Annotated in this window: 20 protein-coding genes; 6 read left to right on the top strand and 14 right to left on the bottom strand. The window is 72.3% G+C overall.

Annotated features, from left to right (window positions below; genetic code table 11):
* Window positions 1-229: 229 nt before the first annotated feature.
* Window positions 230-2,002: a S9 family peptidase gene (locus tag BJ961_RS01360; protein WP_408648753.1), complete on the bottom strand. Its 1,773-nt coding sequence runs from the start codon at window positions 2,000-2,002 to the stop codon at window positions 230-232.
* 242 nt (window positions 2,003-2,244) lie between these two features.
* Here BJ961_RS01360 and BJ961_RS01355 point away from each other — a divergent pair, with 242 nt between their 5' ends.
* Window positions 2,245-3,099, top strand: a complete 855-nt coding sequence (locus BJ961_RS01355; RefSeq protein ID WP_271319487.1) for an SURF1 family protein — start codon at window positions 2,245-2,247, stop codon at window positions 3,097-3,099.
* 91 nt (window positions 3,100-3,190) lie between these two features.
* Here the strand turns inward: BJ961_RS01355 and BJ961_RS01350 are convergent, their stop codons facing one another.
* From BJ961_RS01350 to BJ961_RS01325, 6 genes are all read right to left on the bottom strand, one after another.
* Window positions 3,191-4,549, bottom strand: a complete 1,359-nt coding sequence (locus BJ961_RS01350) for a hypothetical protein (protein ID WP_271319486.1) — start codon at window positions 4,547-4,549, stop codon at window positions 3,191-3,193.
* The gene (locus tag BJ961_RS01345; protein WP_271319485.1) at window positions 4,546-5,118 is read right to left on the bottom strand and encodes a SigE family RNA polymerase sigma factor; all 573 of its coding nucleotides are present in this window, start codon (window positions 5,116-5,118) and stop codon (window positions 4,546-4,548) included. The genes BJ961_RS01350 and BJ961_RS01345 overlap by 4 nt, the downstream gene beginning before the upstream one ends.
* 505 nt (window positions 5,119-5,623) lie before the next feature.
* Window positions 5,624-6,700: an aspartate-semialdehyde dehydrogenase gene (locus BJ961_RS01340; RefSeq protein ID WP_271319484.1), complete on the bottom strand. Its 1,077-nt coding sequence runs from the start codon at window positions 6,698-6,700 to the stop codon at window positions 5,624-5,626.
* Entirely contained in the window at window positions 6,700-7,977 is a 1,278-nt protein-coding gene (locus BJ961_RS01335) for an aspartate kinase (RefSeq protein WP_271319483.1), read from the bottom strand. Before BJ961_RS01335 ends, BJ961_RS01340 begins: the two co-directional genes overlap by 1 nt.
* A 400-nt stretch (window positions 7,978-8,377) precedes the next feature.
* On the bottom strand, window positions 8,378-8,821 hold the full coding sequence (locus BJ961_RS01330; RefSeq protein ID WP_271319482.1) for a GNAT family N-acetyltransferase: 444 nt from the start codon (window positions 8,819-8,821) through the stop codon (window positions 8,378-8,380).
* A complete protein-coding gene (locus BJ961_RS01325) occupies window positions 8,818-10,005 on the bottom strand; it encodes an MFS transporter (protein WP_271319481.1) in 1,188 nt (395 codons plus the stop codon). The genes BJ961_RS01330 and BJ961_RS01325 overlap by 4 nt, the downstream gene beginning before the upstream one ends.
* 82 nt (window positions 10,006-10,087) lie before the next feature.
* Here BJ961_RS01325 and BJ961_RS01320 point away from each other — a divergent pair, with 82 nt between their 5' ends.
* A complete protein-coding gene (locus BJ961_RS01320) occupies window positions 10,088-11,002 on the top strand; it encodes a LysR family transcriptional regulator (protein ID WP_271319480.1) in 915 nt (304 codons plus the stop codon).
* 15 nt (window positions 11,003-11,017) lie between these two features.
* On the opposite strand, the gene BJ961_RS01315 is transcribed toward BJ961_RS01320, so the two are convergent.
* The 3 genes from BJ961_RS01315 to BJ961_RS01305 all read right to left on the bottom strand — a co-directional run bounded on the left by BJ961_RS01315 (window position 11,018) and on the right by BJ961_RS01305 (window position 12,706).
* Entirely contained in the window at window positions 11,018-11,677 is a 660-nt protein-coding gene (locus tag BJ961_RS01315; protein WP_271319479.1) for a DUF5063 domain-containing protein, read from the bottom strand.
* Entirely contained in the window at window positions 11,670-12,269 is a 600-nt protein-coding gene (gene recR, locus BJ961_RS01310) for a recombination mediator RecR (RefSeq protein ID WP_087808111.1), read from the bottom strand. The genes BJ961_RS01315 and recR overlap by 8 nt, the downstream gene beginning before the upstream one ends.
* Before the next feature lie 83 nt (window positions 12,270-12,352).
* Window positions 12,353-12,706 carry a YbaB/EbfC family nucleoid-associated protein gene (locus tag BJ961_RS01305; RefSeq protein WP_271319478.1) on the bottom strand — a complete coding sequence of 118 codons (354 nt, stop codon included), beginning with the start codon at window positions 12,704-12,706 and terminating at the stop codon, window positions 12,353-12,355.
* Between the two features lie 260 nt (window positions 12,707-12,966).
* On the opposite strand from BJ961_RS01305, the gene BJ961_RS01300 reads away from it, so the two are divergent.
* The gene (locus tag BJ961_RS01300) at window positions 12,967-13,728 is read left to right on the top strand and encodes an SLATT domain-containing protein (protein ID WP_271319477.1); all 762 of its coding nucleotides are present in this window, start codon (window positions 12,967-12,969) and stop codon (window positions 13,726-13,728) included.
* 37 nt (window positions 13,729-13,765) lie between these two features.
* Here BJ961_RS01300 and BJ961_RS01295 read toward each other — a convergent pair whose 3' ends face one another.
* Window positions 13,766-15,619 carry a serine/threonine-protein kinase gene (locus BJ961_RS01295; protein ID WP_271319476.1) on the bottom strand — a complete coding sequence of 618 codons (1,854 nt, stop codon included), beginning with the start codon at window positions 15,617-15,619 and terminating at the stop codon, window positions 13,766-13,768.
* Window positions 15,620-15,823: 204 nt separating this feature from the next.
* Between BJ961_RS01295 and BJ961_RS01290 the strand changes: the two genes are divergently transcribed.
* The 3 genes from BJ961_RS01290 (at window position 15,824) to BJ961_RS01280 (ending at window position 18,812) form a co-directional block, all read left to right on the top strand.
* The gene (locus tag BJ961_RS01290; protein ID WP_271319475.1) at window positions 15,824-17,179 is read left to right on the top strand and encodes an aspartate aminotransferase family protein; all 1,356 of its coding nucleotides are present in this window, start codon (window positions 15,824-15,826) and stop codon (window positions 17,177-17,179) included.
* A 126-nt stretch (window positions 17,180-17,305) separates the two neighbouring features.
* Complete coding sequence (locus tag BJ961_RS01285; RefSeq protein WP_271319474.1) at window positions 17,306-18,019, top strand: GntR family transcriptional regulator; 714 nt, start codon at window positions 17,306-17,308, stop codon at window positions 18,017-18,019.
* Window positions 18,020-18,161: 142 nt separating this feature from the next.
* A complete protein-coding gene (locus tag BJ961_RS01280) occupies window positions 18,162-18,812 on the top strand; it encodes a hypothetical protein (protein ID WP_271319473.1) in 651 nt (216 codons plus the stop codon).
* Between the two features lie 34 nt (window positions 18,813-18,846).
* Here BJ961_RS01280 and BJ961_RS01275 read toward each other — a convergent pair whose 3' ends face one another.
* The 3 genes from BJ961_RS01275 to BJ961_RS01265 form a co-directional block, all read right to left on the bottom strand.
* Complete coding sequence (locus BJ961_RS01275) at window positions 18,847-19,047, bottom strand: hypothetical protein (protein WP_271319472.1); 201 nt, start codon at window positions 19,045-19,047, stop codon at window positions 18,847-18,849.
* Between the two features lie 79 nt (window positions 19,048-19,126).
* Complete coding sequence (locus BJ961_RS01270) at window positions 19,127-19,615, bottom strand: DUF3515 family protein (RefSeq protein WP_271319471.1); 489 nt, start codon at window positions 19,613-19,615, stop codon at window positions 19,127-19,129.
* Between the two features lie 204 nt (window positions 19,616-19,819).
* Entirely contained in the window at window positions 19,820-21,103 is a 1,284-nt protein-coding gene (locus BJ961_RS01265) for an adenylosuccinate synthase (RefSeq protein ID WP_271319470.1), read from the bottom strand.
* Window positions 21,104-21,271 lie beyond the last annotated feature (168 nt).

The raw sequence follows: 21,271 nt of genomic DNA, 5'->3' as shown, positions 1-21,271 counted from the left end.
AGTCCCGCTCCTGTCCCGTTCGTCGCCCCGCCGGCCGTCGGACCCGCCGGGGCGGGCCCAGTCTAGGCGGCGGGTCCGGCGGCGATCCCCGGACGGACGTGCGCGGACCCGCCCCGGGCGGACTGATCGGCACCACCCTGACCGGCGGCTCCCTCGTCCTGCTCGTCGGCCACCGCCTCCTGTCCGGCAACTCCCGCCACTGACCGCCCCCCGGGCCGTCCCGGCGTGATCAGGCCAGGTGCCGCGCCGCGAAGTCCAGCTCGAGGCGCACCTGCTTGATCCGTTCGTCCACGACCAGGGAGCCGTGGCCCGCGTCGTAGCGGTACACCTCGTGGACGGCGCCCCTGGCCTCCAGGCGCTCGACGTAGTTCTCGACCTGGCGGATCGGGCAGCGCGGGTCGTTGACGCCGGCGGAGATGTACACGGGCGCCTTGACCTCGTCGACGTAGGTCAGCGGCGAGGACGCCTCGAAGCGCTCGGGCACCTCCTCGGGGGTGCCGCCCAGCAGGGTGCGGTCGAGGGCCTTCAGCCCCTCCATCTCGTCGTGGTACGCGGTGACGTAGTCGGCGACGGGCACGGCCGCGATGCCCAGCGCCCACGCCCCGGGCTGGGTGCCGACGCCGAGGAGGGTGAGGTAGCCGCCCCAGGAGCCGCCGGTGAGGATCAGACGCTCGGGATCCGCGAGGCCCGAGGTGACCGCCCACTCCCGCACCGCCGCGACGTCCTCCAGCTCGATGAGCCCCACCCGGTGCTTGAGGGCGTCGGTCCAGGCACGGCCGTACCCGGTGGAGCCGCGGTAGTTGACGCGGACCACCGCGTACCCGTGGTCGACCCAGGCGGCCGGGCCCGCGGCGAAGGAGTCGCTGTCGTGCCAGGTGGGGCCGCCGTGGATGTCGAAGACGGTCGGGAACGGACCGGCCGCGCCCGCCGGCTTCTGGACCAGGGCGTGGATGCGGCCTCCCGGGCCCTCCACCCACACGTCCTCCACCGGCACCGAGCGGGGCGACTTCATGCCGGGCGGGTCCAGGACGACCCGGCCGGTGGTGGAGCGGACGGCGGACGGCTCGGCGGCCGAGGACCACAGGTACTCCACGGTCCCGTCGGGCCGGGCGGTCGCGCCGGATACGGTGCCCGCGGGGGTCTCGATCTCCGTCAGCTCGCGCTCGGCGAAGTCGTAGCGGAACAGCTCGCTGCGGGCCTCGAAGCCGTGCACGACCAGCAGCCCGCTGCCGTCCGGATACCACTCGGCGCTGACGTCGCCGGGCAGCTCCAGCGCGAGGTCGGTCTGCTCGCCCGTCGCCACGTCCCACACCAGCGGCTCCCAGCGGCCCCGGCGCTGATGGCCGATGAGCAGCCGGGTGTCGCCGTCGACCGGCGCGAAGCCCAGCACCTCCAGGCCCAGCTCCTCCTCGCCGCCCCTGGTGTCGTCCAGCTCGGCGACCGTGCTGCCGTCGGGACGCAGGACGCGCAGCGCCGAGTGCATGGCGTCGCCGTGCTCGGTGTGCTCGATCGCGATCAGGGAGCCGTCGTGGGAGAGGTCGCCGACGCCCGCGGACTCGCGGTGCCGGTAGATCTCCGCCGGGGCGCCGCCGTCCCCGCGCGCGAGGTGGATCGTCGTACCGTCCTCGTCGGTGGAGCGGCCGATCACCGCCGTGCGGCCGTCCCGGCCGAGGGCGAGGCCCGCCGGGTAGGAGGGGTCGAGACCGGGCACGGCCTCCTCGTCCGCGCCGCCCGCGAAGGGCTGGCGGCGCCAGACGCCGAACTCGTCGCCGTCCTTGTCGTCGAACCACCAGATCCAGTCGCCGTCGGGCGCGAGCACTCCGTCCGTCGTGCCGTTGGGCCGGTCCGTGACCTGGCGCTGCTCGCCGCTCGACCGGTCCCAGGCGTACAGCTCGTACGTCCCCGTCGCGTTCGACACGAACAGGGAGCGGTCAGGGGCGTCCTCCGCCCAGTCGGGCAGGGAGACCCTCGGCGCCCGGAAGCGCTTCTCCCAGTCGGGCATCCGCTCGTCCCGCGCCTGCCGCTCGTCCTTGTTCACGTCCACGTCCCTGTCCACGTCCACGTTCGCGTCCCGGGGAACGGACCCGTTGCTCTCAGTCATGGCCCCATACTGCCCCGACCCGGCGACAACGCGCCGAGGAGATCCCCAGCCTGTGGACAACCTCCTCCGCCCGACCGCACCCGCACCCGTTTTCCACAGCCCCGAGGCGGGGTCTCCGGGGCGCGCACCGTACCGTGGAGGGCGTGTACCGGTTTCTGCTGACGCCCCGATGGTGGGGGATCAACGTCTTCGTCGTCCTGGCCATCCCCTTCTGCATCTTCATGGGTTCCTGGCAGCTGGGCCGCTTCGAGGACCGGGTGCAGGACCACGAGACCGCCTCGACCCAGCAGGAGTCGGCGGCCCGGGAAGCGGCACGCCCGCTGACCGGGATGCTGCCGGTGGACAAGGCGACGGTCGGCAAGCAGACCACCGTGAGCGGCCACTACGAGGACCAGCTGCTCGTCCCGGAGCGCAAGCTGGACGACCGGGAGGGCTTCTACGTCCTCACCCTGCTGCGCACCGACGCCGGTCAGGCCCTGCCGGTCGTGCGCGGCTGGCTGCCCGGCGACCCCGACCCGGCGAAGGCCCCGGCCCCGCCCACCGGCGAGGTCACCGTCACCGGGGCGCTCCAGGCCGCCGAGTCACCCGGCAGCAACGGCGTCAGCGGCCGCTCCGGGTGGCCCGAGGGGCAGACCGGCGCGATCAGCGCGGCGACGCTGCTCAACCTCGTGCCCTACGACGTGTACGACGCGTGGGTCACGCTGAACGCGGGCGACTCCGGGATGCGGGCGGTGCCCGTGAGCGCGCCGCAGAACTCGGGGCTCGACCTGAAGGCGTTCCAGAACCTCGGCTACACCGCCGAGTGGTTCGCCTTCGTCGGCTTCGTGATCTTCATGTGGTTCCGGCTGCTGCGCCGCGAGGTCGAACTCACCCGCGACGCGGAGCTGGGCCTGGTCACGGAAGACGCGGAGACCCGGGTGAACCCGGGGAGCACGGGGGGCGCCGAGGGCGGGCGCAGGGCCGACGAGGCCGAGGCCGAGGCCGAACTGACCTCCTGACCGGCGAGACCGGCACCGGCACCGGCACCGGCCGGAACCCGACCGGAAACCCGGCGGGCACCCGGCGCCGGGTGCCCGAACCGCGGGGCGGCTACGCGCTCGTGTCCGCGAGCAGGCCCGTCCAGTACACGGTCCCCACACACGCGTTGGTCACCGTGGCCGTCGCCGAGCCGGAGCCGCCCTCCGGGATGTACGTCACCGACACACTTCCCTCGTCCGGACCGTCCCCGGTCATCAGCTGGGCGGTGGGTCCGGCCTCGCCGCCGCCCGCCGAGGTGCCGCCCGCGGCGGTCGTGTCCCCGGTGGGCGAGGGTTCGCTCGTGGGCCCGCCGGTGCCGCCCCCCGTGGTGCCACCGGTGGTGGGGCAGGTCTCCGAGGGCACCCAGGCGAACCCCACCTCGTACGCGGAACCCGGCGCCAGGGTCAGCGAGGTGGCCTCCAGCGACGGGTCGGGCAGCCCGGCCGCCGCGTCCCCGGCGGCGTGCCGCGCGGTGCCGACCCTGGCGGCGTCCGCCGCGCCCGACGAGGCGGTGACCACGGTGCCGGGGCCGGTGACGGTACAGCCGTCCGAGGAGACGTTGGTGACGCGGAAGGTGCCGTAGACCACGCCCGTGGAGTCGGGGGCGGCGCTGCTCGCGACGGCCGGGCCGAGCGCCCCCGGCGCACAGGCGGGGACGTCGGCGGGGCTGCTGGCCGTGGGTGCGGTGCCGGGCGAGGATCCCGTGGCGGCGCCGCTCTCCTTGCCGCCGGGAGTCGCCTGGGGGTCGGCCTTGTCCTTGCCCTCGGGCGTGCCCGCCGAACCGGCGATGCCGCTCTGGCCGCCGGCCGGGTCCTTGCCCTGGGAGGCGCCGCCCTGGGCCTGCGAGGCGTTGCCCGCGACGGACGGGTCGGCGCCCCGGCCGGTGGAGTTGGAGACGTGCACGAGGGCCGGGACCGCCGTGCCGAGGAAGAGGGCCGCGGCCGCCGCGCCGACGACGGCCTGGCGCTTGCGGGCCCGCCGGGCGGGTACCGCGCGCCGCAGGTGCTCCAGGGTGCCGTCGCTCGGCTCCATCTCCCGGACCGCGTGCCGCATCATCGCGCGCAGCGCGGGCTCGTCGGCGTCGAACCCGTCGAGGCCCCGGACACCGAGGCGCCGGGTGCCGGACTCCTCGGTGACAGGCCCGTCGGCCGCAGGACCAGCGGTGACAGGACCCTGAGTGACGGGCTCCGGAGTGACGGGACCCTGAGCGTCGTGCCCCTGAACGTCGGGACCCTGAGCGTCGTGCCTCTGAACGTCGGGCCCATGGGCGTCGGGTCCTTGCTCGTCGGGGCCCTGGGAGTCGGGGCCCTGCGCGTCGGGGCCGTGGTTCACAGTTCCGTTCCCAGCGTGCGTGTGGTTGTGCTGTTGCTGCCCGTCGGGCGCGTCGTGCCCGGGGCGGGCGTCCGGCCGCGCGTCGTTGCCGTCGCTCATACCGGTGCCTCCATGGCCACCCTGAGCGCCGCGATCCCGCGCGACCCGTACGCCTTCACCGAGCCCAGCGATATGCCGAGCGTCTCGGCGACCTGGGCCTCCGTCATGTCCGCGAAGTAGCGCAGGACCAGGACCTCGCGCTGGCGGCGCTGGAGCCCCTTCATCGCCTTGATCAGCGAGTCCCGCTCCAGCTGGTCGTAGGCGCCCTCCTCCGCGCTCGCCATGTCCGGCATGGGCTTGGAGAGGAGTTTGAGGCCGAGGATGCGGCGGCGGAGTGCCGAGCGCGAGAGATTGACGACGGTCTGGCGCAGGTACGCCAGGGTCTTCTCCGGGTCGCGGACGCGTTTGCGCGCCGAGTGGACGCGAATGAATGCCTCCTGGACCACGTCCTCGCAGGAGGCCGTGTCGTCGAGGAGGAGGGCGGCGAGGCCGAGCAGCGAGCGGTAGTGCGCCCGGTAGGTCTCGGTGAGGTGGTCGACGGTGGTGCCCGCCGCCACTTCCTCGGCGCCGTCACGCTGGTTCGATATGCGGGCCGGCCGCGCTGCGGGCATCGGCGCGATCACCGGCATGCCACCGGCCGGACCGGCCACACGGGGACGGGCCGACCGAGCGGGTGGGACGGGCGGGCGCAGAGCGGCGCCCCGTGCCCCTGCGGTGAATTCGAGAACCTCTGCCACGCCAGTTGGACACGCCCACCCCCGTGAGGGTTGTACGTGCCGGGCGTCACGTTCCCGTGTCCGTCGGACAGCCGTCCGGACAGCCACCCGGCTGACGGTGCGTCATAGGCCCTCATCGTCCGCTCTTCCCTCACGTCCATGTGAACGAGCGTCCCCACGCCCGCCCTCGGCGTCCCCACGCCGACCCCCTCGCCCCCACGCCCTGAAAGGGTGACCGCAAAGACGCTCCCCGCCGCTCGCACGGTTGCGGAGGGCGGGGAGGAAATCCTCTGAAGGCACGGGTGCCTGTTACAAGTAGTCCGGACCAACTTCCGGATCACATCTCGTCCATGGATCCTACAAACGAAACCCACAGCGGCCAGGGGTTTTCGCCGACCGATGCACAGCTGACACGTGTTCAGCCGAACTCGGCGGCCACCAGCTCGGCGATCTGGGCGGTGTTCAGGGCGGCACCCTTGCGCAGGTTGTCACCGCACACGAAGAGTTCGAGCGCCGTCGGGTCGTCCAGGGCACGGCGTACCCGGCCCACCCAGGTGGGGTCGGTACCGACCGCGTCGGCGGGGGTGGGGAACTCTCCCGCGGCCGGGTTGTCGAAGAGCACGACGCCCGGCGCGGTGGCCAGGATCTCCCGGGCCCCCTCGACGGTGACCTCGCCCTCGAAACGGGCGTGCACGGTCAGGGAGTGGGTGGTGACCACGGGGACCCGTACGCACGTCACCGCCACCGGCAGCTGCGGCAGCCCGAGGATCTTGCGGGACTCGTCCCGCACCTTCATCTCCTCCGACGACCAGCCGTCCTCCCGCAGCGATCCGGCCCACGGTACGACGTTCAGCGCGACCGGCTCCGGGAACGGCCCGGTGTCGTCGCCGACGGCCCGCCGCACGTCGCCGGGGTGGGTCCCCAGCTCGGTGCCCGCCACCAGCGACAGTTGCCGGCGGAGCGTGTCGACGCCGTCCCGCCCGGCCCCGCTGACCGCCTGGTACGAGGAGACGACCAGCTCGCGCAGACCGAACTCGGCGTGCAGCGCGCCCAACGCCACGATCATGGACAGCGTCGTGCAGTTCGGGTTGGCGATGATGCCGCGGGGCCGCATCCGCACCGCGTGCGGGTTGACCTCGGGCACGACGAGCGGCACGTCCGGGTCCATCCGGAACGCGCCGGAGTTGTCGACCACCACCGCGCCCTTGGCGGCGGCGACCGGCGCCCACTGGGCGGCGACCTCGTCGGGAACGTCGAACATGGCGACGTCGACCCCGTCGAAGGCCTCCTCGCGGAGCGCCGCCACCTCGACCTCCTCGCCGCGCACGGCCAGCTTGCGGCCGGCCGAGCGGGGCGAGGCGATCAGGCGGATGTCGCCCCAGACGTCCGCGTGCTGGGACAGGATCTGGAGCATGACCGAGCCGACGGCCCCCGTGGCGCCCACGACGGCGAGCGTGGGCCGCCCGGCACGGCCGTGCCGTCCGGTGTCGGACATCAGCGGCCGGTGCCTCCGTAGACGACTGCCTCGTCGCTGTCGGAGTCGAGCCCGAAGGCGCTGTGCACCGCGCGCACGGCCTCGTTCACGTCGTCCTTGCGGGTGACGACCGAGATGCGGATCTCGGATGTCGAGATCAGCTCGATGTTCACACCGGCGTCGGAGAGGGCGGTGAAGAAGTCGGCGGTGACGCCCGGGTGGCTCTTCATGCCCGCGCCGACCAGGGAGATCTTGCCGATCTGGTCGTCGTAGCGCAGCGAGTCGAAGCCGATGCCGGAGCGGTTCTTCTCCAGCGCGTCGATGGCCTTGCGGCCCTCGCTCTTGGGGAGGGTGAAGGAGATGTCGGTCAGGCCCGTGGAGGCCGCGGACACGTTCTGCACGACCATGTCGATGTTGACCTGGGCGTCGGCGATCGTGCGGAAGATCGAGGCCGCCTCGCCCGGCTTGTCCGGCACGCCGACGACCGTGATCTTCGCCTCCGAGGTGTCGTGCGCGACACCGGAGATGAGGGCCTGCTCCACCTGCTTTTCCCCTTGCTTGATCGGCTCGCTGCTGACCCACGTACCCTGCAGTCCGCTGAAGCTGGACCGGACGTGGATCGGGATGTTGTACCGGCGGGCGTACTCCACGCAGCGGTGGAGGAGCACCTTGGAACCGTTGGCCGCGAGCTCCAGCATGTCCTCGAAGGAGATCCAGTCGATCTTCTTCGCCTTCGGCACCACGCGCGGGTCGGCGGTGAACACGCCGTCGACGTCGGTGTAGATCTCGCAGACGTCCGCGTCGAGCGCGGCGGCGAGCGCGACGGCCGTGGTGTCGGACCCGCCGCGGCCCAGCGTGGTGATGTCCTTGCTGTCCTGGCTGACGCCCTGGAAGCCGGCCACGATGGCGACGTTGCCCTCGTCCACCGAGGTGCGGATGCGGCCCGGCGTGACGTCGATGATCCGGGCCTTGTTGTGGACCGAGTCGGTGATGACTCCGGCCTGGCTGCCGGTGAACGACTGGGCCTCGTGGCCCAGGTTTTTGATCGCCATGGCCAGCAGCGCCATGGAGATACGCTCTCCGGCGGTCAGCAGCATGTCGAGTTCTCGTCCGGCAGGGATCGGGGATACCTGCTCGGCGAGATCGATCAGCTCGTCCGTCGTGTCGCCCATCGCGGAAACTACGGCGACCACCTGGTTGCCGTTCTTCTTCGCTTCCACGATCCGCTTGGCGACGCGCTTGATGCCTTCGGCATCGGCTACGGAGGAGCCTCCGTACTTCTGCACGACAAGGCCCACGTGCGCTCCTCGCTCAATCCGTCTCTTTCCGCACGTACGTATATGTACTGCGGTCGGCTCATTTTACCGAGCGTCCGGGTTTCACCCCTGCGGTATCGCATGGTGAGACCCGGGTACTCGTCCAGGCTGGCTCATGCCCAGGGGGACGCGGGTCACTCGGGAAAGTGCCCTGTGTCACACGTTCACAAGTGAGAAGGACCAGTCCACCCTTGGGGACCAGGATCGCGTCCGCGCCGCCCGGATGCCGCCCAGGTCGCCGGTGAGGATCGGGGCGTCGCCGAAGGCGAGGGAGGCGAGGGCGACGGTTGGTTGGGCGCCCTCCCTCCCCCCGCCCCGCCGCAACGGGCCGCGTCACGTGACCGGACGCGGGTCCGGCGGGCGGCCCGATGAGGCGGCGTCGTCATTCCTCCGGGCGGAGCAGCCCCGTGTCGACGGCTCGTCGCGGGTCGGACCAGACCGCCATCGCCGTGTTCATGTGGAGGAAGCCGAGCCTGCGGTAGAAGTCCTCGGTGCCGGGGGCGGCGTAGAGGATGATCTTCTTGTGGCCGTCCGCCAGTTCCAGGAGCCTGCGGACGATGTCCGACCCGAGGCCCCGCCCCTGATGCTCGGGATGGACGGCCACGTCGGCGATGTAGGCGCAGTCGACCCCGTCGGCCAGCGCCCGCCCCGCGCCGACGAGCACGTCACCGGCGTGGACGAAGCAGGTGTAGCGGCTGTTGCCGAACACCGTGGCGAGCACCTCGGGGGGTTTGTCGCCCAAGGGAGCCAGCAGATACAGCCGGGACAGCTCCTCCAGGTCCACCTCGTCGAGGCGGTGGGACCAGGTGTGGTTCTCCAACGTCACCTCACCCCCCGCCCGGCGACGAGCCGCAGCAGCAGCGAGGCCCCGGCCAGGACCACGCCGAACCAGATGACGCTCGTGACGCCGACGTGGTCGACGAACAGCCCGCCGAAGAGGGCGCCGAGCGCGATGCAGGTGTTGTACGCCATGGTGTTGAGCGACATGGCGGCCTCGAAGGTGTCGGGCGCCGAGGCGAGCGTCATGTTGATCTGGGACAGCTGCACGGCGCCGAAGGAGAGTCCCCACAGGACCAGCGCGACGACGGCGCCGAGTTCCCCGTTCCCGGCGAGGCGCAGCAGCAACAGGGCCGTCAGGAGCCCTACGAGACCGGTGACGAAGGTGCCGTGCAGGCTCTTGTTCACCGTGTGGCCGGCGACGAAGTTCCCGACCGCGCCGCCGACACCGAAAATGATCAGGACGGTGGTGACGAACGCGGACGAGGCGTCGGCGGTGTCCTCCAGGTAGGGGCGCACGAACGTGTAGGCGCCGAAGTGTCCGAGTACGAAGAAGACGACGACGAACAGCACGGTGCGCAACTGCCCGTTCCTGACCGGCAGGGTGAAGACCTCGCGGACGGACACCGCGTTCCGCGACGGCATCGAGGGGACGAGGGCCGCGACGGCGACGAGGACCAGGACGCTGAGGCCGGCCCAGATGCCGAAGGTGGTCCGCCAGTCGGTCCGTGCCTCGATGACGGTGCCGAGGGGGATGCCGACGACCGTGGCTATGGAGATGCCGGACATCACCACCGCGGCGGCCCGGTTCGCATGCCGTTCGGGCACGATCCGCATGGCCATGCTCACGCCGATGGCCCAGAAGACTCCGCTGGCGAAGCCCATGCAGAGCCGGGTGCCGAGGATCAGAGGGTAGTTCGGTGAGACGGCGGTGACGATGTTTCCCAGGGCGAGCACCGCGAGCAGCGTGGTCAGCAGCGGGCGCCGGTCGACGCGTCTGGTCCAGGCGACGATGAACGGTACGCCGAGGCCCGCGGCGACACCCTGGGCGGTGACCATGAGACCGGCGACGCCGACGGATATGTCCAGGCTCTCGCTCAGCGGGGTGAGCAGGCCCACGGGCATCAGCTCGGTGGTCAGGAAGACGAAGAGACTGGCCGTGATGGCGGCGACGCCCAGCCATCCCTTCAGCGACGAGGTCGAGGCCGGGGCCTCGTGGACGTGTGCGGACATGTCAACGAAGTCTGGTCGCGGCCGATCAATGAGTCCAACACATGCTTGTCACCTCATTTATCTTGACCCAAGATAAATGCTCATGGAGCTCCAGCAGATGCGCTACGTGCTCGCGGTCGCCGAGACCATGAGCTTCACCCGGGCCGCCGAGCGCTGTCTCGTCGTCCAGTCCGCCCTCAGCCACCAGATCGCGCGGCTGGAGCGGGAACTGGGCGCCAGGCTCTTCGAGCGCACCACCCGCCGGGTGCGGCTGACACCGGCCGGGGAGGCGTTTCTCCCGGCCGCCCGCCAGTGCCTGGCCGCCGCCGAACGCGCGGCCGACGAGGTGGCCGCCGCCGTCGGCGAAGTCCGCGGACAGCTCCGCGTCGGCGTGATCTCGTCCGTCGCCGCCGTCGACATCCCGCGCACCCTGCGCGACTTCCGCGGGCGGTATCCGAGGGTGCGCGTGAGTCTGCGCGTGGGCGCGAGCGAGGAACTCGTCGAGCGGGTCGGAGAAGGGGACGTTCAGGTCGCCTTCCTCGGACTGCCGACCACCGCGCGCCCCCAGGGGGTCGAGGCCCACGTGATCGGCCGTGACCGGCTCGTCGCCGTGGTCTCCCCCGATCACCCGCTCGCCGGCGGAGGGCCGGTCGACCTGCGACGGCTCGCCGAGGAGGAGTTCGTTGACCTGCCGGCGAAGACCGCCGGCCGTACCCAGTCCGACCTGGCCTTCTCCGCCGCCGGCCTCACCCGTGACGTCGCCTTCGAGGTGACGAACACACACTTCCTGGCACGGCTGGTCGGACAGGGCCTCGGCGTGGCGATGCTGCCCTCCGCCTACGTGCCCCAGCTCAGCGGGGTGACCACGATCCAGGTCACCGACGCACCGGCCCGCGTCGAGTACGTCGTCTGGCCTCCCGGCAGCCGCACGCCCGCGGCGACCGCGTTCCTCCGCCTGCTCGGCGTACCGGGCATGCCGCATGTCCGGGACGCCCCGGACGTCGGCGAGGAGACGTGAGATCCCGTCGCGCCGCTACTTGACCGGCCGCAGGCCCAGCGGGCCCGCGATTTCCCGCACCATGACCCGGCCGGCCTCCGACTCCAGGACCTCGTCGCCCAGTTCCTGGTCGGTGTCGAGGCCGTCCAGCTCCTCCAGGGGCTGGTTCAGGCGGACGTGGGCGACGACCGACTGGAGGGCGCGCAGGGTCGCGGAGGCGGTGGAGCCCCAGTTGGAGAAGTAGGAGAACTGCCACCACCACAGGGCCTCCGTGGTGCGCCCGGCCCGGTAGTGGACCATGCCGTGGCGGAGGTCGGTGATGACGTCGGTGAGGTCGTCGGAGATACGGGCCGGGACCGGGGCCTTGCGCGGCTCGTAGGGGTCGAAGACCTCGGAGTAGACGTCGATCGGGTCGAGGATGCGGGCCAGGTTCTCCCGGAGCGGGTCCACGTCCTGCTCCGGGCCCGGGTCGGGCTCGTAGCGCTCGTCGGGGACGATGTCCTCGTGGGCGCCCAGGCGGCCGCCGGCCAGCATCAGCTGGGAGACCTCCAGGAGGAGGAAGGGGACCGCCGAGTCCGGCTCGTCCCCCTTGGCGACCTCGGTGACGGCCACCAGGAAGCTCTCGATCTGGTCGGCGATCTGGACCGCGAAGTCGTCCGGGTTCTGGTTGGTCGCGTGCAGCGTGGCGTCAGACATCTAGGAGTCGTCTCCCCTCGAAGGCGCGGCCGAGGGTCACCTCGTCCGCGTACTCCAGGTCGCCGCCCACCGGGAGGCCGCTGGCCAGGCGGGTGACCTTGAGGCCCATGGGCTTGATCATGCGGGCGAGGTACGTGGCCGTGGCCTCGCCCTCCAGGTTCGGGTCCGTGGCCAGGATCAGTTCCGTGACCGTGCCGTCCGCCAGGCGGGCCAGCAGCTCACGGATGCGGAGATCGTCGGGGCCGACCCCGTCGATCGGGCTGATCGCGCCGCCGAGCACGTGGTACCGCCCGCGGAACTCACGGGTGCGCTCGATGGCGACGACGTCCTTCGGCTCCTCCACCACGCAGATGACGGAGGGATCGCGCCGGGGATCGCGGCAGATGTTGCACTGCTCCTCCTGCGCGACGTTCCCGCAGGTCGCGCAGAAGCGGACCTTGGCCTTCACCTCCATGAGGGCCTGGGCGAGCCGCCGTACGTCGGTCGGCTCCGCCTGCAGGATGTGGAAGGCGATCCGCTGCGCGCTCTTGGGACCGACGCCGGGCAGCCGCCCCAGCTCGTCGATGAGGTCCTGGACCACGCCTTCGTACAACGGACTGCCGTCCTTCCTGAGGTTCGTGCACTACGTACGGTAGATGGCTTCGGCCGGTCCGAGAAAGGCGAACCCGGATCCGATCAGAAGGGGAGCCCTGGGATGCCGCTGCCGCTGCCGCCGCCGCCCAGCCCCTGCGCGAGCGGGCCGAGCTTCTGCTGCTGGAGGTTCTGCGCGTTCTCGTTGGCCGCCTGGACCGCGGCGACGATCAGGTCGGCGAGGGTCTCGGTGTCCTCCGGGTCCACCGCCTTCGGGTCGATCCTGAGGCCCCGCAGCTCGCCGGAACCGGTGACCGTGGCCTTCACCAGGCCACCGCCCGCCTGACCGTCGACCTCCGTCTGGGCCAGTTCCTCCTGGGCCTTCGCCAGGTCCTGCTGCATCTTCTGGGCCTGCTGGAGCAGCTGCTGCATGTTGGGCTGGCCACCACCGGGGATCACGTTCGGCTCCCATCGCTTCCGGTCACTACGGTTTTGCCGTTCGGCACGAGCCTACGTGGTCCGGGCGGCCCTCGCCCCAGCACTCTTTCGAGTGATGCCGTGGGAGCCCTATACCTGATCAACGCCCTCGTCCGGGCGGAAAAGCGGCGGAACCCGGCTCTTCGCCACCCATTGGGCGGTAGGAAGGGTTCCGGCGCAGGGTTCCGGCGCATGAGTCCTCGCGGACGGTGAGCAGTACGGCGATCAGTAGGGAGTGCCGGGTGGGTCAGCCGGAGATGCAGCCCGAGGGGCCGCCGCAGGACGGGCGAGGCGGCGAGGGGGCGGCCGGACCGCCGCCGGGCGACCTGACCGGACGGGCGTTCCCCCTCGGCGACTGGACGCTGCCCGCCGAGCGGCTGGACGAGTTGTACCGGTGGGTGGAGCGGGGCGCGCTGGACACGGTGGCCTGGTACCTGGCGGACCGGGTGGGTAAGCGGCGCTGCGCCGTGCTGCTGCGGTGCGGGGCCGCGGCGGGGGCGGTCGCCGGGGCGGCGCTGCCGTTGCTGGACATGTCCCAGCTGGTGGGCGGGGCCGCGCCCTGGGGATATCTGGCGCTGCTGTGGGCGGTGGCGTGCGTGGCGGGGGACCGGTTCTTCGGGGTCACGTCCGGGTGGATGCGGGACGTGGCCGCGGCGCAGGCGGTGCAGCGGCGGCTTCAGGCGCTCCAGTTCGACTGGGCGTCGGAGAGCGTGCGGGAGGTGCTGGGGCCGGCGGACGGGACGGCGAGCGAGGCGGCCGAGCGGTGTCTGCTGGTGCTGCGGCGGTTCTCGGAGGACGTGACGGAGCTGGTGCGGGCGGAGACGGCGGACTGGATGGTGGGGTTCCGGACCGGGGCCGCGCCGTTGGGGTTGCAGTCGGGCCCGGCGGACGGAGCGGGGGCAGGGCGGTCCGAGGCGGGGTTCGTGGGGCCGGGAAGGTTCTCCGTGCCGACGAACGGGGCCCGGCCGAACATGCCCCGGCAGCGGCCGCCGGAGCCGCGGTGACGGTCCTTGCCGAGTGGGGCCCGTGGGTCAGGCAGGGTCACCGGCGGGTGTAGGTGAGGGTTTCGCCGGTGCTCGTGTTGGTGCGTTCCAGGGTGCCGTTCGGCAGCAGGGTGAGCCGGGTGGGCGCTCCGGGGGTGCAGGAGGCGGCGGGGCCGCTCGCGACCGTGGAGGGACCGACGTCCACGGGGCCGCCGGAGCCCGGGGCGCCGGCCAGGTCGGCCTCGAAGACGCAGTGGTAGGTGCCGTTGCCCGTGGGGCCGTCGGCGACGAGGGAGAGGACCGTGTCGCCCACGTCGCCCTGCTGGAGGGTCAGCCGCCGGGTGTGGACGCCGGAGGCGTTGTCGATGGTGGTGGCCCACGTCCCCAGGTAGGCCGAGGGGATCGTGCCGTCCCGGGGCGGGGTCGAACCGTCCGTGCCCGGCCCGGAGCCGGGGCCGGAGCCCGGGTTCTGGGACGCGGACGACGCGGGCCGGGTCGCCGGGTCGCCGCCGGCGCGGGTGCCGCCCGCGTCGTCCCCGCTCATCAGGGCGTAGACCGTGCCCCCCGCGCCCAGCGCGACGATCAGGGCGACGACGATCAGCAGCGCGGTGGAACCGCCCGTCCGGGAGGGCTCGTGCGGCGGGCCGTACGGCTGGGGGCCGTAGGGCTCCGGACCGTACGGCTGCGGACCGTACGACTGCGGATCGTAGGGCGGGGTCGCGCCGGGGGCACCGCCGTACGGCTGGTGGTGTCCCGGCGGCGGGGCGTTCCATCCCGGGGCCGGGGCGTATCCGTGGGCGGGCGGCTGGTGCGCCGGACGGTCGGGGGCGGCGGGCGGCGGCGTGGGCGGGTGCCCGCCCGCGACCCGGGTCGGGAGGTGGTTCAGCGGGGTGCCGCCGCTGCCCGGCTCGCGCGGCGACGGCGGACCGTCGGGCGCCGGGCCGGTGTCCGGGGGCCGCGGAGTCCCGGTGGGCGCGGGGTCCTCGGGGCCCTCGGGGTTCTCCGTGTCCAGCAGGCGTACCGCGTGCCGGCCGAGCTGGGCCACCAGCGCGCCGGGCAGCCACGGGTCGCGGGAGCGGCCGTCGCCGACCGTGTCGCGGGCGCCCGTGCGCTCCAGGATCTCGGCGAGGTCCGGCCGGGCGGCCGGGTCCTTCTTCAGGCAGTCCCGCACGAGGTCGGCGATGCCCTCGGGGACGCCCTCCAGGCCGGGTTCCTCCTGGGCGATGCGGAACATCAGCGCGTGCACGCCGCTGTTGGCGGTGCCGAAGGGCAGCTCGCCGGTGGCGGCGTAGGCGAGGACCGAGCCCAGGCAGAAGACGTCGCACGCGGGCGTGATCCGGTCGCCGCGCACCTGCTCGGGCGCCATGAAACCGGGCGAGCCGACCAGCGCGCCGGTACGGGTGAGGCCGCCGTCGGTCACCGTGTCCAGGGCGCGGGCGATGCCGAAGTCGATGACGCGGGGCCCGTCGATGGTGACCAGGACGTTGGACGGCTTGAGGTCGCGGTGGACAATCCCGGCGGCGTGGATGTCCTGGAGCGCGTGCGCGAGCCCGGCGGCCAGTGTGCGCACCGAGCGCTCGGGCAGCGCACCGTGGTCGTGCCCGACGACCTGCTGGAGGCTGGGTCCGGCGACGTACCCGGTGGCGACCCACGGCACCGCGGCCTCGGTGTCCGCGTCCAGTACGGGCGCCGTCCAGGGGCCGCCGACCCGCCGCGCGGACTCGACCTCCTGGCGGAAGCGTTCGCGGAACTCCTCCAGCGCGGCCAGTTCCTCGCGCACCAGCTTGACGGCGACCGTGCGCCCGCGGTCCGAGCGGGCCAGGTAGACGTGGCCCATGCCTCCCGCGCCCAGCCGCCCCAGCAGCCGGTAGGCGCCAATGTGCTGGGGATCCTCGCCCCCGAGCTCCCGCATGTTGCGCCGCCTTCCCCCCGTACGTGGGCAACAGGGCGAGGATAGTGCCGTGGCGGGCGGGCGCGGCGCCGGTGTCGTCCACGGTTCCGTAACGGAGCGGCTCCCCCGCGTCGGCGACACGTCGACAACCTGTCGTGGAAAGCCCACGAGCGCAGACAGGACGCCGATTCCGTTTCCGCATCGCGGACATCTACCCTCGGCCGCATGACCCCTCAGCCGAATCCCCAGGCCGGCGCCGCCGTGAAGGCCGCGGACCGCGCGCACGTCTTCCACTCCTGGTCAGCGCAGGAGCTCATCGACCCGCTCGCCGTCGCAGGCGCCGAGGGGTCGTACTTCTGGGACTACGAAGGCAAGCGCTACCTCGACTTCTCCAGCGGGCTCGTCTACACCAACATCGGCTACCAGCACCCCAAGGTCGTCGCCGCGATCCAGGAGCAGGCGTCGCGGATGACGACGTTCGCGCCCGCGTTCGCCGTCGAGGCGCGCTCGGAGGCGGCCCGGCTGATCGCCGAGCGGACGCCCGGCGACCTGGACAAGATCTTCTTCACCAACGCGGGCGCCGACGCCGTGGAGCACGCCGTGCGCATGGCCCGCCTGCACACCGGGCGCCCGAAGGTGCTCTCGGCGTACCGCTCGTACCACGGCGGCACCCAGCAGGCGGTCAACCTGACCGGTGACCCGCGCCGCTGGGCCTCCGACAGCGGCACCGCCGGGGTCGTGCACTTCTGGGCCCCCTTCCTGTACCGCTCGCGCTTCTACGCCGAGACCGAGGAGCAGGAGTGCGCGCGGGCCCTGGAGCACCTGGAGACGACGATCGCCTTCGAGGGCCCGGGGACCGTCGCCGCGATCATCCTGGAGACGATCCCGGGCACCGCGGGGATCATGATGCCGCCGGCCGGTTACCTGGCCGGGGTCCGCGAGATCTGCGACAAGTACGGCATCGTGTTCGTCCTCGACGAGGTCATGGCCGGATTCGGGCGGACGGGTACGTGGTTCGCGGCCGACCTGTACGACGTGGTGCCCGACCTGATGACCTTCGCCAAGGGCGTGAACTCGGGCTACGTGCCGCTGGGCGGTGTGGCGATCTCCGGCGAGATCGCCGCGACCTTCGCCGAGCGGCCCTACCCGGGCGGGCTGACCTACTCCGGGCACCCGCTGGCCTGCGCCGCCGCCGTCGCCACGATCAACGTCATGGCGGAGGAGGGCGTCGTCGAACACGCGGCACGGCTCGGCGCCGACGTCGTCGAACCGGCGCTGCGGGAGCTGGCCCGGCGCCACCCGAGCGTGGGCGACGTGCGCGGCACCGGCATGTTCTGGGCGCTGGAGCTGGTGCGGAACCGGGAGACCGGGGAACCGCTGGTGCCCTACAACGCGACCGGGCAGGCGGCCACCCCGATGGCCGCGTTCGCCGCCAGTGCCAAGGCGCACGGCCTGTGGCCGTTCGTGAACATGAACCGGACCCACGTGGTCCCGCCGTGCAACATCTCCGAGGCGGAGCTGAAGGAGGGCCTCGCGGCCCTGGACACGGCACTGTCCGTGGCGGACGAGTACACGGAGTAGGCCGGAACGGGCCGGCGGCCCCAACGCGTAGGGTGGCGTGCCCGTACACGGTAGACATGTGTACGAGTACGCCCCCGGACGGCGCCCTTCGGCGACGCCCCGAACGCGACGAGGAGACGCCCGACCATGCCCGGCTCCAGCGGTACCGGTGCCGTCACGCGCAGCACCCTGCGGCAGCAGATCGCCGACGCGCTCCGCGACGAGGTACTGGCCGGGCGGCTCCAGCCGGGGCAGGAGTTCACGGTCAAGGAGATCGCCGAGCAGTACGGGGTGTCCGCGACGCCGGTGCGCGAGGCCCTGGTCGACCTGTCCGCGCAGGGCCTCCTGGACGCCGACCACCACCGCGGCTTCCGCGTCCACGAGTACTCGGTGGACGACTTCCGCGGCATGGTCGAGGCCCGCAGCCTCGTGACCGACGGCATGTTCCTCGTCCTCGCCGCGGACCGGCGGGGCGGTCCGGACCCGGGCGACCAGCGCGTCGCCGCCGCCCTCGCCGGGGTCCGGCGGCGCGGCGAGGAGGCCCAGCGCGCCGCCGCGGCCGGGGACCTGACCGTCCTGATCGGCTACGACCTGCGCTACTGGCGCGAGCTGGCCGCCCTCTTCGACAACCCCTACCTCTCCGACTTCCTGCACCGGCTGCGCGTGCAGAGCTGGGTGTGCACCGTGCAGCACCTGCGCCGGCTCAGCGAACTGCGCGGCGCCCTGTGGTCGGAGCACGCCGCACTGGTCGACGCGCTCGCCCGCCGCGACATCCAGGGCGCGCGCTCGCTCGTCCACGCGTACAACGCCCACTCGCTCGCCCTCATCGAGCGGCTCACCGGGGAGCGGTCCGGGGGATGACGCGGGGAACGACGCGGGGGGTGCCCCGGGGGATGACCAACGCCCGCGGTGTCGTGGTCCGGCCCCAGGTGGGTATGGGACCTGCACGCAACGCGCACCGACTACGCTGCCCTGACCACCGTGCTGTGTGAGGAGCCCTCTTTTGGCCTGTGACCTGTGGCTGGTACCGCTCGTCGACGTCCTGTGCCACACACCGGACAACCCGTTCGCCGAGGAACTCGCGCAATACGACAAGGTGCTGGCCGAGGCCGGGCTGCCGCCGGTGCCGGTGTACCAGTACATGCCGGGGCTCTCCGGCGAGGTCGCCCCGGTGGCCGGGTTCGACTACGACGCGCTGCACTTCCTGCGCCGGGCGTACCTCCTCCAGGTGTGCGGGCTGCCGGTGACGCCGGTGGACGAACTCGGCGGCGACTACGAGCAGTTGCTGGAGATGTTCGAGTCGACGGCCCAGCAGTCCCACCTGGTGTGGCACTACGACCACGCGGGCGCCTACGTCCCGGTCGACTTCCCGCATCCGCTGGCCGACGACGAACTCCTCGCGGGCGGCGGGCCGTTGGGTTCCTCGCACGCCCTGCTGCGCGAGCTGGAGGCCGTCGCCCCGGCCCTCGGTATCGATCCGGCCAACCCTCCGGCCCCGCCGCGGCCGCCGCTCGCGCCGACGGAGCTGGAGGAACCGGCCGTGTCCGCGCCGTACGACTCCAGCCCCTTCGCGCGGGAGCGCCATGTGTGGCTGGGCCTGCACGCGGCGGCGACACGGAGCCTGGCCCAGGGATCGATGATCGTCTTCAGCTGATCCGGGCCCGTGCGACCCCGGTCAGCCGATGCCCTCACCGCACCAGGATGATCCCCGGCGGCCACAGCACCCCTTCGGCCAGCAGCAGCGCCGGCCCCAGGTGGACGGGGCACACCCGCAGGGGCGCGCGCAGATGCCGGGCGACCTCGAAGCGGCCGAGGTCGCCGCAGTTCTCGGGGCCGTTCTCGCCGCCGTACGGGCCCTGGCAGGAAGCGGCGCTGCAGCGGTCGGTCATGTCCCCGATCCGACACCGGCCCCCGGACCGGCGCTCGGTGAAGAGGGCCGAACGGAGCGGCCGGACGAACGCCCGGCGGTCACAGGACGTCGGCGTCGTTCAGACCGATGCACTTCCTGCTCTGCGGGATCCACTTCACGGCGGGATCCAGCGTGGCGAGGATGCCGCCGACCTCCTCGCGCGGCCCGGTGTACGTGAACTCCACGGCCGGTGAGCGGCCGTACGTCCGCAGGACGCTCACGCCGTCGCGCTTGAGCCGCGCCTCGTCCAGGACCCAGTCGACGCCGTCGGCGGTGACGCAGAGGTTGGTGTTGGGCTGCAGTTCCTCGGCGCCGCAGCGGAACACCGCCTTCTGGCCGCCCCAGGAGGCGACGCCGTCCCCGAGGGCCCAGTCGCGCGAGGCGCCCGGTATGTCGTCGGGGAGGCGGGAGACGATCTTGTCGCACTTGGGGTCGTCGGCGTGCGGCGCGGCGGAGACGTGGTGGCCGCCGACGTAGAAGGCACCGCCGGTCACGGCGACGGCCGCCACGGCCAGCCAGATCCATGTCCGGGTGGTGGGCTTCCGCATGTCCGCTCGCTCCGTGCTGTCCGTGATGACCGTGCTGTCCGTGGTGACCGTGGTGACCTTGTTGTTCCGGCCCTTGCCGGCTCGGCCAGCGTATCCGCCGTCCCGACGCCGACGGCCGGGGCCCCGTGCGGGGTCCCGGCCGCCGTGGTGCGTGCGCCGTGGTGCGTGCGCCGTGGTGCGTGCGCCGTGGTGCGTGCGCCGTGCCTACAGGAACGAGTTGATCTCGATCGTCTCGTCCCGGCCCGGGCCGACGCCGATCGCGGAGATCGGGGCGCCGGACATCTCCTCCAGGGCCTTGACGTACGCCTGGGCGTTCTTCGGCAGGTCGGAGAAGGACTTCGCCTTGGTGATGTCCTCGTTCCAGCCGGGCAGCGTCTCGTAGACCGGCTTCGCGTGGTGGAAGTCGGTCTGCGAGTACGGCAGCTCCTCGACGCGCTTGCCGTCGATCTCGTACGCGACGCAGACCGGGATCTGCTCCCAGCCGGTGAGGACGTCGAGCTTGGTGAGGAAGAAGTCGGTGAGGCCGTTGACGCGGGTGGCGTAGCGGGCGATCACCGCGTCGAACCAGCCGCAGCGCCGGTCGCGGCCGGTGGTGACACCGCGCTCGCCGCCGATGCGGCGCAGGGCCTCGCCGTCCTCGTCGAACAGCTCGGTGGGGAACGGTCCGGCGCCGACGCGGGTCGTGTACGCCTTGAGGATGCCGATGACCCGGCTGATCTTCGTCGGGCCCACGCCGGCGCCGGTGCAGGCGCCGCCCGCGGTCGGGTTCGACGAGGTGACGAAGGGGTACGTGCCGTGGTCGATGTCGAGCAGCGTGCCCTGGCCGCCCTCGAAGAGGACCACCTTGTCGTCGTCGAGGGCCTGGTTGAGGAGCAGGACGGTGTCGGCGACGTACGGGGCGAGCTTGTCCGCGTAGGCCAGCAGCTCCTCGACGACCTGGCCGGTGGCGATGGCGCGGCGGTTGTAGAGCTTGGTGAGCATCTGGTTCTTGACGTCGAGCGCCGCCTCGACCTTCTGGGTGAGGATCGACTCGTCGTAGAGGTCCTGGACCCGGATGCCCACGCGGTTGATCTTGTCGGCGTAGGTCGGGCCGATGCCGCGGCCGGTGGTGCCGATCTTGCGCTTGCCGAGGAAGCGTTCCGTCACCTTGTCGACGGTGACGTTGTACGGCGTGATGATGTGAGCGTTGCCGCTGATCAGGAGCTTGGACGTGTCGACGCCGCGCTCGTTCAGCCCGCTCAGCTCGGAGAACAGGACCGACGGGTCGACGACGACACCGTTGCCGATGACCGGCGTGCAGCCGGGAGACAGGATTCCGGAAGGGAGCAGGTGCAGGGCGTACTTCTGGTCGCCCACGACTACCGTGTGGCCGGCGTTGTTGCCGCCCTGGTAGCGCACCACATAGTCGACGGAGCCACCGAGCAGGTCCGTCGCCTTTCCCTTGCCTTCGTCACCCCACTGAGCACCGAGCAGCACAAGTGCGGGCACGCGCGTACACCCCTTCCGGGCGGGGCATGTCCAAGGTCGAGGGCGTACGCGGTGTATCTGACACCGCGTGCACCGCGACCGTCGTTGGCCGCCAACCGTCGGACCGGATGCCCCGGTATAGACGAAGCCCCTGGCGCAATAGCGCAAGGGGCTCTTGCACAAAGATGC

Source organism: Streptomyces lienomycini (assembly GCF_027947595.1).
GTDB lineage: Bacteria > Actinomycetota > Actinomycetes > Streptomycetales > Streptomycetaceae > Streptomyces > Streptomyces lienomycini.
This window is presented reverse-complemented; position numbering and strand designations above follow the sequence as displayed.

Coding starts and splice junctions, on each gene's coding strand:
- BJ961_RS01360 (WP_408648753.1), bottom strand. CDS start 2,002: ATGCCCGACTGGGAGAAGCGCTTCCGGGCGCCGAGGGTCTCCCTGCCC.
- BJ961_RS01350 (WP_271319486.1), bottom strand. CDS start 4,549: ATGAGCGACGGCAACGACGCGCGGCCGGACGCCCGCCCCGGGCACGAC.
- BJ961_RS01345 (WP_271319485.1), bottom strand. CDS start 5,118: ATGCCGGTGATCGCGCCGATGCCCGCAGCGCGGCCGGCCCGCATATCG.
- BJ961_RS01340 (WP_271319484.1), bottom strand. CDS start 6,700: ATGTCCGACACCGGACGGCACGGCCGTGCCGGGCGGCCCACGCTCGCC.
- BJ961_RS01325 (WP_271319481.1), bottom strand. CDS start 10,005: ATGTCCGCACACGTCCACGAGGCCCCGGCCTCGACCTCGTCGCTGAAG.
- BJ961_RS01320 (WP_271319480.1), top strand. CDS start 10,088: ATGGAGCTCCAGCAGATGCGCTACGTGCTCGCGGTCGCCGAGACCATG.
- BJ961_RS01315 (WP_271319479.1), bottom strand. CDS start 11,677: ATGTCTGACGCCACGCTGCACGCGACCAACCAGAACCCGGACGACTTC.
- BJ961_RS01295 (WP_271319476.1), bottom strand. CDS start 15,619: ATGCGGGAGCTCGGGGGCGAGGATCCCCAGCACATTGGCGCCTACCGG.
- BJ961_RS01290 (WP_271319475.1), top strand. CDS start 15,824: ATGACCCCTCAGCCGAATCCCCAGGCCGGCGCCGCCGTGAAGGCCGCG.
- BJ961_RS01285 (WP_271319474.1), top strand. CDS start 17,306: ATGCCCGGCTCCAGCGGTACCGGTGCCGTCACGCGCAGCACCCTGCGG.
- BJ961_RS01275 (WP_271319472.1), bottom strand. CDS start 19,047: ATGACCGACCGCTGCAGCGCCGCTTCCTGCCAGGGCCCGTACGGCGGC.
- BJ961_RS01270 (WP_271319471.1), bottom strand. CDS start 19,615: ATGCGGAAGCCCACCACCCGGACATGGATCTGGCTGGCCGTGGCGGCC.